This is a genomic window from Rhodococcus sp. MALMAid1271 (assembly GCF_049195265.1).
Taxonomy (GTDB): Bacteria; Actinomycetota; Actinomycetes; order Mycobacteriales; family Mycobacteriaceae; genus Rhodococcoides.
Genome location: NZ_JBMIRQ010000109.1, coordinates 156754 through 168301, shown reverse-complemented (window position 1 = coordinate 168301; position 11548 = coordinate 156754). Strand labels below are relative to the sequence as shown.

The following is an 11548-nucleotide window of genomic DNA, read 5'->3' as shown; positions in this document are numbered from 1 at the left end:
AACGCCCCACGACGGGAGAGTGCTTCTAGCCGCTGTTGCGCAACGCCGTTGCGAGACCGTTCATCGTCAGCAGGATTCCGCGCTTGACGCGTTCGTCCTCGTCACCGCTGCGGTAGCGGCGCAGCATCTCGACCTGCATCTGGTTCAGGGGCTCGAGATACGGGAACCGGTTGTGCACCGAACGCTCGAGCGAGGGATTGTCCTCGAGCAGTCGGCTGTGGCCCGTGATCTTCAGATACATCTGCACCGTTCTGGCGTGTTCGACCTCGATCATGCCGAAGATGTGGGCACGCAGTTCGGCGTCGGGCACCAGCTCGGCGTACCGCGCCGCGATGCCCAGATCCGACTTGGCCATCACCTGCGCGAGGTTCGACAGAACGGTCTGGAAGAACGGCCACTTTCGATACAGATCGGTCAGCACCTCGAGTTTGGCGTCGTCGCCGTCGACCCACTCCTCGAACGCCGAGCCGGTGCCGTACCACCCGGGCAGCATGACGCGGCACTGACTCCACGACATCACCCACGGAATAGCGCGCAGGTCGTACACCGAGTTCGTGGGCTTGCGTGATGCAGGACGCGAACCGATGTTCAGCTCGCCGACCTCGGCGACCGGGGTCGACGTGCGGAAGTACTCGACGAATCCGGGCTCCTCGTGCACCAGGCGACCGTATGCGGCACGTGCCTTGGCAGCCAGGTCGTCCAGAACCTCGTAGGCCGCCTCGGCACCGTCACCGAGACCCTCGACATCGAGCAGCGTCGACTCCAGGGTGCCCGCGACCAAGGACTCGAGGTTCCGACGCGCCAGGGACGGCTCGGCATACTTCGCAGCGATGATCTCGCCCTGCTCGGTGAGCCGCAGAGATCCCTGCACCACTCCTGGCGGTTGCGCCAGGATGGCGTCGTAGCTCGGGCCGCCACCGCGACCGACCGTCCCTCCCCGGCCGTGGAACAGCCGCAACCGGATTCCCGTCTTCCGCGATGCCTCGAGCAGATCCAGCTCGGCCCGGTACAACGCCCAATTCGCCGCAAGGAACCCGCCGTCCTTGTTCGAGTCCGAGTATCCGAGCATCACCTCCTGGTTCATCCCGCGTCCGGCGACCAGGGCCCGGTAGATGGGAACGTCGAGCGTGGCGAGCAGAGTCGCTGCACCGTGCTGCAGATCCTCGATCGTCTCGAACAGCGGAACCACGCCCACGGTCGATGTGGGCGACGAGCCGTCCGCACCGGGGTCGAAGATGCCGGCTTCCTTGAGCAACAACGCCGCTTCGAGCATGTCACTGACCGACTGGCACATGCTGATGATGTAGTTCTGGATCGTGTCGGGCCCCAGGTGGTCGATGGCTTCCTTGGCCGCCTTGACTATGCCGAGTTCCTTGGTCGCGAGCTCACTGAGTTCTGCGTGCGGGCCGATCAGTGGGCGACGAGTGGTGAGCTCCTGCGACAGCACGCGGACCCGCTCGTCTTCGTCGAGCGAGCGATAGTCGGGGTGTACCCCGGCCCAGGACAGCAGTTCGGCCACCACTTCCTCATGCGTTTCGGAGTTCTGCCGCATGTCCAGAGCCTGCAGATGGAATCCGAACGTCTCGACCGACTGCCGCAGCCGCAGCAACCGATCGTCGGCGATCACGGCGTCCCCATCGGCGCGCAGAGCACGATCGATGACGTCGAGATCGTCGAGAACGTCCTGCGGACCGTCGTACTTCCGCGCACCGAGGTCGATCCCGGAAACCGGCACAGCGTCGAGTACCGACCGGGCCGTGGCCGTCAACCGAGCTCGAATGCCCACGACCGCGACCCGATAGGGCTCGTCCGATCGCCGATCGTCCGGCTCTGCCGATGCATCGGCCAGCGCCTTCAGGTCCTCGGTGACGTCCACCAGGCGCGCGGACATCGACAATTCCTTCTCCAGCGCTACCAGTTCGTCCAGATAGCGCTCGAACGCGACATACCCGGCCTGATGCGTCGCCGTGTGTACCACCTCGGCCGTGACGTTCGGGTTGCCGTCTCGGTCTCCGCCGATCCAGGATCCGGGGCGCAGGATGGGACGAGGCAGTAGGTCACCCTCGGGCCACCGCGCCCGCAGCGCGGCACGTACATCTGCATTGAGGGCGGGCATCACCTCGAAGAGGGAGGACTCGAAGTAGCGCAGACCCACCTCGATCTCATCCTGGATCCGCAACCGCGACAAGCGAATCAGCGCCGTCTCCCACAGAGTCAGCACCTGCCTGCGGATCTGCAGGTCGATGGCGGCCAATTCTTTGGTCGCGCTGGCGGCTTTGCCCTCCTGCGCAGCCGATGCCACCTCACGCCGTCGCATCAGCTCGGTGATCTTCGATTGCACGTCGAACACAGTTCGCCGTCGCGTCTCGGTGGGGTGTGCGGTGATCACCGGGGCCACCAGGGCGTCGGTCAGTGCGCTCGCAACCTGTTCGCGTGAGGGAGCCAGGGTATCGATCTTGAGCCAGGTTGCGTCGAGACTGCTGTCCTGCGGCGGGTCCTCGCGGTCGAGATGAATTGCACGACGGCGTTCGCGGTGCAGATCCTCGGCGAGGTTGGCCAGCAACGAGAAATGACTGAAGGCTCGAATCAGTGGAACTGCCTGTGCCACCTCGACATCGGTGTACCGACCGACCGAGTTCTCGCGTTCGATCTCCGACCTGCGCACGGCGAAGGACTCGAGCCGGGCAGATTCGATGAGATCGAAGACTGCCTCGCCCTCGTGCTCACGAATGATCTCACCCAGGATGCCGCCGAGATACCGGATGTCCTCGCGGAGCGGCTCGGTCAACTCCCGGCCCTGAGCGGTCGGTGTGACGAATGCTGGGGAACCGACTGAATCGTAAGAGGATTCGCTCATCCATCCAGTATCGCTGCTTCACCGAGAACTCGCATTCGGAGGAACGCCGATCAGGTGTACTTGATCTCCAGGCCGATTCCGAGGATCGCAATGAGCCAGACCAACCCGGTGAAGATCGTCAGACGGTCCAAGTTCTTCTCGACGACGGTGGAACCGGACAGGCTGGACTGCACTCCGCCACCGAACAGACTGGACAATCCGCCGCCCTTGCCGCGATGCAGCAGGATCAGCAAGATCAGCGCCAGGCTGGTGACGACCAGCAGAATATCCAGAAACAGATCCATGTCCACCTCAAACTCGATTCGATGCCTCCAGCAGCCTACCTGTCCCCACGAACTGCTTCGGACACCCCGCCGTCCGCGGGATGTCCGAAGCAGTTCTGTGCAGCATCACCGATGAGCCGACACAGCGATCGGCGCGATTATCAGTGCATGTCCACGATCAGGGCATGGCCACGATCAGGGCAGTGGTCCGCCTGCTGCGATGGCAGACAGTGTGGCGAACTCGTCGGCCTTCAGCGAGGCTCCACCGACCAGTGCACCGTCGACATCGGGCTGGCCGACGATCTCGCCGACGTTCTTGGCGTTGACCGAGCCTCCGTAGAGCACCCGAACGCCCGCCGCCACCGAGTCCGAGGACAGCGACTTCAGTTCCTCACGGATGGCACCGCACACTTCCTGCGCGTCCGAGGCCGAGGCGACCCGGCCGGTGCCGATTGCCCACACCGGCTCGTACGCGATGACGACCTTGGAGATGTCCTCGGCCGACAGTCCGTCGAGCGATCCCCGAAGCTGGGCCACGTTGTAGGCCACGTGCTCGCCCGCCTCGCGGATGTTGAGGCCCTCGCCGATGCAGACGATCGGAGTCAGGCCGTTCTTCAGGGCCGCCTTCGTCTTGGCCAGTACGACGGCGTCGTCCTCGCTGTGCAACGTCCGACGTTCGGAATGACCGACGACGACGAAGGTGCATCCCAGCTTGGCGAGCATCGAACCGCTGATCTCGCCGGTGAAGGCACCCTTGTCCTCCGCCGAGACGTCCTGTGCCCCGTAGGTCAGCAGGAGCTTGTCGCCCTCGACCAGAGTCTGCACACTACGAATATCGGTGAACGGCGGAATCACCGTCACGTCGACCTTGTCGAAGTACTTCTCGGGCAGAGAGAACGCGATCTTCTGCACCAGCGAGATGGCCTCGAGGTGGTTGAGGTTCATCTTCCAGTTGCCCGCGATGAGCGGCTTGCGTGCCATGCGTTACGCCTCCAGGACGGATAGACCGGGCAGCTGCTTGCCCTCGAGGTATTCGAGGGAAGCACCGCCGCCGGTGGAGATGTGCGAGAAACCGTCGTCGGGCAGTCCGAGGGTGCGGACCGCTGCCGCGGAGTCACCGCCGCCGACCACACTGAATGCACCCTTCTCGGTGGCCCCGATGATCGCCTCCGCGATGCCCTTGGTACCGGCCGAGAACTTGTCGAACTCGAACACCCCTGCCGGGCCGTTCCAGAAGACGGTCTTGGCGTTCGAGAGCACCACGGCGAAACGACTGACCGAGTCCGGGCCGATGTCCAGTCCCATCCAGCCGTCCGGAATCTCGGAGGCCTTCACGGTCTTCGCCTCGGCATCGGCAGCGAACTTGTCCCCGACGACGATGTCGACCGGAAGGTGGATGACGTCACCGAAGCGCTCGAGCAGGTCCTTGCAGACGCTGATCTGATCTTCCTGCAACAGCGAGCTTCCTACCGAATAGCCCTGTGCTGCAAGGAAAGTGAATGCCATACCGCCGCCGATGACGAGGGTGTCGACCTTGGGGGCCAACGCCTCGATGACACCGAGCTTGTCCGAGACCTTGGAGCCGCCGAGCACCACCGCATACGGACGCGTCGCATCCTCGGTCAGCTTGGCCAGGACCTCCACCTCGGCCGCGACGAGCGTGCCTGCGTAGTGCGGCAGCAACGTGGCCACGTCGTACACCGACGCCTGCTTGCGGTGCACGACGCCGAATCCGTCGGAGACGAAGGCCGCGTCGTCCCCGGCCAACGCGACGAGTTCGCGAGCCAACGCCGCGCGCTCCGACTCGTCCTTGCTGGTTTCGCGCGGATCGAAGCGGATGTTCTCCAACAGCAGCACGTCACCGTCGGTCAGCCCCTCGGCCCGCGCCTCTGCGTCCTGACCCACCACGTCGCCCGCGAGTTGCACGTGGCGTCCGAGTAGCTCACCGAGCTTGGCCGCGACCGGAGCCAGACTGTACTTCGCATCGGGCTTGCCCTCGGGCCTTCCCAGGTGCGCAGTGACGATGACCTTGGCACCGGCCTCGACCAACGCCTGCAGCGTCGGAATCGAAGCCTGAATGCGGCCGGGATCGGTGATCGTGCCGTCCTCGAGCGGGACGTTGAAGTCCGATCGCACGAGGACGCCACGTCCTTCGACACCGGTATCGAGCAGATCTTGCAGTGTCTTGACAGCCATCGGTCAGAGGGACTTGCCGACGAGACCGATGAGGTCGGCGAGGCGGTTGGAGTAGCCCCACTCGTTGTCGTACCAGGAGACGATCTTGACCTGGTCGTCGATGACCTTCGTCAGCGGCGCGTCGAAGATCGACGAGTGCGGGTCGGTGACGATGTCCGAGGACACGATCGGGTCCGTGCTGTACTTCAGGATTCCCTTCAGCGGGCCCTCGGCAGCAGCCTTCATCGCCGCGTTGATCTCCTCCACCGAGGCGCTCTTGGCCAGGTTCGCGGTGAGGTCGGTGACCGAACCCGTGGGGATCGGGACACGCAGGGCGTAGCCGTCGAGCTTGCCGAGCAGCTGCGGGAGCACCAGGCCGATGGCCTTGGCTGCGCCGGTGCCGGTGGGCACCACGTTGAGCGCGGCGGCACGCGCGCGGCGCATGTCCGAGTGCGGGCCGTCCTGCAGGTTCTGATCCTGCGTGTACGCGTGGACCGTGGTCATCAGGCCTTTGACGATGCCGAATTCGTCGTCGAGGACCTTGGCGATGGGACCGAGGCAGTTGGTGGTGCACGACGCGTTGGAGATGATGTTCTGGCTGCCGTCGTACTTGTCGTCGTTGACGCCCATCACGATGGTGATGTCCTCGCCCTTGGCGGGCGCGGAGATGATGACCTTCTTGGCACCGGCGTCGAGGTGGCCCTTGGCCTTCGCAGCGTCGGTGAAGATGCCGGTGGACTCGACGACGACGTCGACGCCCAGGTCACCCCACGGAAGTGCGGACGGGCCCTCGCGCAGCGACAGTGCCTTGATCTTCTGGCCACCGACGACGATGGTGTCCTCGCCCTCGAGCGATACATCGTGCGGCAAGCGACCCAGGATCGAGTCGTACTTGAGCAGGTGTGCGAGCGATGCGTTGTCGGTCAGGTCGTTGACAGCAACGATTTCGATGTCGGTGGTACCGAGCGCCTTCTGCGCGTCGACAGCCCTGAAGAAGTTACGCCCGATGCGGCCGAAGCCGTTGACGCCTACCCGGATCGTCACTGTTCGCTCCTAAAAGTTGTGTAAACAGATGTCTGTTCGTGCCTGCGTGCGGGGTTGCCACACGCGATTACCACCCTAGTGTGCGCGTTGGCCGAGCGCGCGCGTCACTCGTGCGTGGCGATCACGCCTCGTCGAGCAGCTCGGCCGTGACCGCGGACTCGGTGTCCGGAATTCCGGTTTCCTTGGCCTTGCGATCGGCCATGGACAGCAGCCGTCGGATTCTGCCTGCCACCGCGTCCTTGGTCATCGGCGGATCGGCCAACTGGCCGAGTTCCTCGAGTGAGGCCTGACGATGCTGCACGCGGAGCGAGCCGGCCGCGGCCAGATGATCGGGCACGTCGTCGCCGAGGATGTGCAGTGCCCGCTCGACGCGCGCCGCGGCGGCAACGGCGGCGCGAGCCGACCGGCGCAGGTTGGCGTCGTCGAAATTGGCCAGTCGGTTCGCCGTGGCTCTGACCTCGCGCCGCATCCGTCGCTCTTCCCAGACGAGCCGGGTGTCCTGTGCCCCCATCCGAGTGAGCAGCGCGCCGATCGCCTCGCCGTCCCGGACGACCACCCGATCGGTTCCGCGAACCTCACGAGCTTTTGCGGCCACGCCGAGCCGCCGGGCGGCTCCGACGAGGGCGAGCGCAGCTTCCGGCCCTGGGCAGCTGATCTCGAGCGCCGAGGATCGGCCGGGTTCGGTGAGGGAGCCGTGCGCCAGGAACGCACCGCGCCAGGCCGCCTCGGAGTCTCCGACGGTGCCGCCGACGACCTGAGCGGGCAACCCGCGAACCGGACGGCCACGCAGGTCCAGCAGGCCGGTCTGGCGGGCCAGCGCCTCCCCGTCCTTCGCGACACGGACCACGTATCGCGAGGTCTTGCGCAGTCCGCCCGCGCCGAGCATGTGCACGTCCGAGGAGTAGCCGTACAGCTCGAAGATTTCTCGGCGTAGGCGTCGTGCGATGGACCCGAGATCGACCTCGGCCTCGACTACCACTCGGCCGGCGACGATGTGGAGTCCACCGGCAAATCGCAGAAGCGCGGACACCTCGGCCTTGCGACAACTGACCTGACTGACGGTGAGCCTGCTCAGCTCGTCCTTGACCTCCGCTGTCATGGCCACGAAGTGATCCCCTCTCTGCGTGCGGCAGCCGACCCGGTGTCGCCGGTGGACGACACGATGGAGCCGAGAGCCGCAGCAAGCTTGCCGTAATGATGTGCGTGAGTGCCGTTTTCGGCAACGTCGACGTAGACGACCTCGGCACCGAGCCGAGCCGCAGCCCGCGCTACATGTTCGCGGTTGTTGCCTTCCGGGACCGAGGCGGAATCGACCACGATGTAGTCGATTCCCAAATCAGGTGCGTGTTGGGAGAGTACGTGGACATGGCGCTCTGCGGAGAATCCGGTGGTCTCTCCCAGTTCGGGTGCCAGGTTCAACACGAGCACTTTCGGAGCGGACGTGCGAGCCAGCGCGGCCCGTTGATCCGGCACGAGCACGTGCGGAATCACGCTCGAGAACCACGAGCCCGGCCCGAGTACCACGAGGTCGGCCGCCTCGATTGCGGCGAGCGCCTCCGGGCAGGCAGGCGGGTCCGGTGGCAGCAGTCGCACTCGTCGAACCTTGCCTGGAGTGGTGGCCACGGCAACCTGTCCCCTGATGACGCGGCTGACGCGGGGATCGTCCTCGAGTCCCGAGACGTCCGCTTCGATGTCGAGCGCGATCGGCGACATCGGAAGCACACGTCCCTCGATTCCGAGGGTGCGCGCCATCTCGTCGAGGGCGGCGATGGGGTCGCCCAGCACCTCGGTGAGCCCGGCCAGAATGAGGTTACCGACGGAATGTCCGGCCAACGCGCCGGTACCACCGAACCGATGCTGCAGGACATCGGTCCACAATCGCGTCCGCTCGTCGGGGCTGGACAGCGCAGCCAGCGCCATGCGCAGGTCCCCGGGGGGAATGACCCCGAGCTCAGCCCGTAGCCGTCCCGAGGACCCGCCGTCGTCCGCGACCGTGACGATGGCCGTGACGTCGTGTCCGAGAAGCCGGGCCGCCGACAGGGTGGCATACAGACCATGTCCACCGCCGAGGGCGACGACGTTCGGACCCGATCCGAGCACCTCGGTACCGAATTCGCTCATTCGCGACCCAAATCGCGATGCAGCACCCGGACCGACACGTCACCCTGTTCGGCGAGAATGCCGGCCAAGGCCTCGGTCATGGCGACACTTCGATGCTTGCCTCCGGTGCAACCGACGGCGACCGTCATGTATCTCTTGCCTTCCCGCACGTATCCTTCGATCGTCAGATTCAACAGGTGGGTGTACGTCTGCAGATAGTCCCGGGCACCGTCCTGCCCCAGGACGTAGTCACGGACGTCCACGTCCTGGCCGGTGTGTTCTCGCAGCTCGGGTACCCAGTGCGGATTGGGCAGAAATCTGACGTCACAGACCAGATCGGCGTCCATCGGTAGGCCGTATTTGAAACCGAACGACTGCACGGTGACACCGACACCGGTAGCGCCACCGTCACCGAAGACGGTCTCGATCTTGCGACGCAACTGATGGACCGACAGCGCCGTGGTGTCCACCGTGAGATCCGCCGCCGCCTTGACCGCAGAGAGCCGCAACCGTTCGGCGGTGATGCCCTCGGTCAGCGTGGCGTCCTGACCGTCGTTCTGCAGTGGGTGGCTGCGCCGGTTGGATTCGAACCTGCGGATGAGGACGGCATCTGATGCGTCGAGGAACAGCACTCGGTTGCGCACGCCCTTGGAATCGAGCTCACGCACCACCCAGCCCAGATCCCCGGTGAACAGTCTGCTTCGGACGTCCATCACCAGGGCGAGTCTTTCGATTCGCGGTTTGGATTCCAGTCCGAGATCGACCATCTTGGAGATGAGCTCGGGGGGTAGGTTGTCGGCGACGTACCACCCGAGGTCTTCGAGAATCTTCGCTGCGGTGCGCAGCCCGGCACCGGAGACTCCGGTGACCAGTGCCACCTCTATCCCGTCGTGCCGCGACCGATCCTGCGCGAGCAGCTCGACGCGCTCCTCGGACGGTGGATGTCTCTGTGTCTGGTGTTCGCTCACTACGAAGCCTGTCCCGCCGATTCCACACGCGGTGCAATCGCATGTTCCGTCGTGTTCTCGCCCGATGTCGTTGACGTTGCGCTGTCATCATCGCCTACATCGGCGTCGTCCGTGTCGGAACCGAGCGCGGCCAGCACCGACTTGGCCGTGGTCTCGCCGATTCCCGGTACCTCTACGATCTCCGCGACCGTCGCACGTTTGAGATTGGCGACCGAGCCGAAATGTGCGACCAGGGCCGTTCGACGCGACTCACCGAGTCCGCGAACCGAATCCAGTGCCGATGCCGTCATCCGCCGCGAGCGCTTACTGCGATGGAACGTGATCGCGAACCGATGTGCTTCGTCGCGGACACGCTGCAGCAGATACAGCGACTCGCTCGTGCGCGGCAGAATAACCGGATCCTCCTCCCCCGGTACCCACACCTCTTCGAGCCGTTTCGCAAGACCGACCACCGCCACGTCGGTCACTCCGAGCTCGTCGAGCACCGCGGCCGCCGCGGCGACCTGAGGTGCACCGCCGTCCACGACGAACAGGTTGGGTGGGTAGGCGAATTTTCGCGGTCGGCCGGTCTGCGGATCCAGCGCGGCCTCCGGTGCGAGATCGCCACCGCTTCCTCCGGCCGATCCGTCGGCCGAGTGTCGTAGGAACCGGCGACGAGTCACCTCGGCGATGCTGGCGACGTCGTCCGAATGTCCGTCGCCGGCCGCCTCCTTGATCGCGTAGTGCCGGTAGTCGCTCTTGCGAGGCAATCCGTCCTCGAAGACGACCAGCGACGCGACCACGTCGGTTCCCTGCACGTGTGAGATGTCGATGCACTCGATGCGCAGCGGTGCCGAATCCAGATCGAGAGCTTCCTGAATACCCTGCAGCGCGGCAGATCTCGACGTGAAATCGCCTGCCCGCTTGAGCTTGTGCTGCTGCAGGGCCTCCTTGGCATTGCGCTCGACGGTTTCCGCCAACGCCTTCTTGTCGCCGCGCTGGGGAACGCGCACCGTGACGTTCGACCCCCGAAGTTCACTGAGCCACTGCTGGACCTCGTCGGCATTGTCCGGTAGCACCGGCACCAGTACCTCGCGCGGAACGGCATTGGATCCACCGTCATCACCGCTCGGTGCCTGTGCCGTCAGCGCGGCCTGCTCGCCGTAGAACTGAGTGAGGAACTGTTCGACGAGGGCCGGCAGATCGGCCTCGTCCTGCCGCTCGATCACCTCACCTGCCTTTTCCACCACCCAGCCGCGTTGACCTCGCACTCGGCCTCCGCGGACGTGGAAGACCTGCACAGCGGCTTCGAGGGCATCGGTGGCGAAGGCGACGAGATCGGCATCGGTGCCGTCCCCCAACACCACCGCCTGCTTCTCCAACGCGCGGCGTAGCGCTCCGACGTCGTCGCGCAGTCGGGCGGCGGTCTCGAAATCCAGATCCTCGGACGCCGCTTGCATCTTCTTCTCGAGCTGCCGGACGAGCTTGTCGGTCTTGCCTGCCAAGAAATCACAGAAGTCCTCGACGGTGGCGCGGTGCTCCTCGGGGCTGACCCGACCGACGCACGGAGCCGAACACTTGTCGATGTAGCCCAGCAGGCAGGGACGACCGATCTGATTGTGTCGCTTGAACACTCCGGTCGAACAGGTCCGCGCAGGAAACACCCGGAGCAACAGATCCAGCGTCTCGCGAATCGCCCAGGCATGTGCGTACGGACCGAAGTACCGCACACCCTTGCGCCGGGGCCCTCGGTAGACGAACAGCCGCGGGAACTCCTCGTTCATCGTCACCGCGAGCATCGGGTAGCTCTTGTCGTCGCGATACCGAACATTGAACCGAGGATCGAACTCCTTGATCCAGTTGTATTCGAGCTGCAGTGCTTCGACCTCGGTGGTGACCACCGTCCATTCGACGGACGCCGCGGTGGTCACCATCTGGCGTGTGCGGGGATGTAACGAGGCGACGTCGGCGAAGTAGGAATTGAGCCGACTGCGCAGGCTTTTGGCCTTTCCTACGTAGACGACGCGACCGTGCTGATCACGAAATTTGTACACCCCCGGCTCCACCGGGATGGTTCCGGTGGCCGGGCGGTAGGTAGCGGGGTCGGACACGGGTTCCACGTTAGCCGTCGGGTCCGACGTTCTCCGCATCCGCAGCTCAGC

General features: G+C 65.1%; 9 protein-coding genes. All 9 read right to left on the bottom strand.

Going from position 1 to position 11548, the window contains the following annotated elements; translation table 11 throughout:
- Positions 1 to 25: 25 nt before the first annotated feature.
- Entirely contained in the window at positions 26 to 2857 is a 2832-nt protein-coding gene (ppc, locus tag ACOQFP_RS20735) for a phosphoenolpyruvate carboxylase (RefSeq protein WP_421585378.1), read from the bottom strand.
- Positions 2858 to 2907: 50 nt separating this feature from the next.
- Positions 2908 to 3141 carry a preprotein translocase subunit SecG gene (secG, locus tag ACOQFP_RS20730; protein ID WP_206488525.1) on the bottom strand — a complete coding sequence of 78 codons (234 nt, stop codon included), beginning with the start codon at positions 3139 to 3141 and terminating at the stop codon, positions 2908 to 2910.
- A 174-nt stretch (positions 3142 to 3315) separates the two neighbouring features.
- Positions 3316 to 4101 (bottom strand): triose-phosphate isomerase, encoded by a 786-nt coding sequence (gene tpiA, locus ACOQFP_RS20725; protein WP_206488524.1) that lies wholly within the window; start codon positions 4099 to 4101, stop codon positions 3316 to 3318.
- 3 nt (positions 4102 to 4104) lie between these two features.
- Positions 4105 to 5316: a phosphoglycerate kinase gene (locus ACOQFP_RS20720; protein ID WP_206488523.1), complete on the bottom strand. Its 1212-nt coding sequence runs from the start codon at positions 5314 to 5316 to the stop codon at positions 4105 to 4107.
- Positions 5317 to 5319: 3 nt separating this feature from the next.
- Complete coding sequence (gene gap / locus ACOQFP_RS20715; RefSeq protein ID WP_206488522.1) at positions 5320 to 6339, bottom strand: type I glyceraldehyde-3-phosphate dehydrogenase; 1020 nt, start codon at positions 6337 to 6339, stop codon at positions 5320 to 5322.
- Between the two features lie 121 nt (positions 6340 to 6460).
- Complete coding sequence (gene whiA / locus ACOQFP_RS20710) at positions 6461 to 7444, bottom strand: DNA-binding protein WhiA (protein ID WP_008716540.1); 984 nt, start codon at positions 7442 to 7444, stop codon at positions 6461 to 6463.
- Positions 7435 to 8460, bottom strand: a complete 1026-nt coding sequence (locus ACOQFP_RS20705) for a gluconeogenesis factor YvcK family protein (RefSeq protein ID WP_206488521.1) — start codon at positions 8458 to 8460, stop codon at positions 7435 to 7437. The genes whiA and ACOQFP_RS20705 overlap by 10 nt, the downstream gene beginning before the upstream one ends.
- Positions 8457 to 9356, bottom strand: coding sequence for an RNase adapter RapZ (gene rapZ, locus ACOQFP_RS20700; RefSeq protein ID WP_421585390.1), 900 nt, complete (start codon positions 9354 to 9356; stop codon positions 8457 to 8459). Before rapZ ends, ACOQFP_RS20705 begins: the two co-directional genes overlap by 4 nt.
- 50 nt (positions 9357 to 9406) lie before the next feature.
- Positions 9407 to 11497, bottom strand: a complete 2091-nt coding sequence (gene uvrC / locus ACOQFP_RS20695; RefSeq protein WP_206488520.1) for an excinuclease ABC subunit UvrC — start codon at positions 11495 to 11497, stop codon at positions 9407 to 9409.
- Between the last annotated feature and the right edge of the window lie 51 nt (positions 11498 to 11548).

Excerpts from the sequence above, each read along its gene's own strand:
- ppc (WP_421585378.1), bottom strand. The coding sequence starts at position 2,857 with ATGAGCGAATCCTCTTACGATTCAGTCGGTTCCCCAGCATTCGTCACA.
- tpiA (WP_206488524.1), bottom strand. The coding sequence starts at position 4,101 with ATGGCACGCAAGCCGCTCATCGCGGGCAACTGGAAGATGAACCTCAAC.
- secG (WP_206488525.1), bottom strand. The coding sequence starts at position 3,141 with ATGGATCTGTTTCTGGATATTCTGCTGGTCGTCACCAGCCTGGCGCTG.
- ACOQFP_RS20705 (WP_206488521.1), bottom strand. The coding sequence starts at position 8,460 with ATGAGCGAATTCGGTACCGAGGTGCTCGGATCGGGTCCGAACGTCGTC.
- ACOQFP_RS20720 (WP_206488523.1), bottom strand. The coding sequence starts at position 5,316 with ATGGCTGTCAAGACACTGCAAGATCTGCTCGATACCGGTGTCGAAGGA.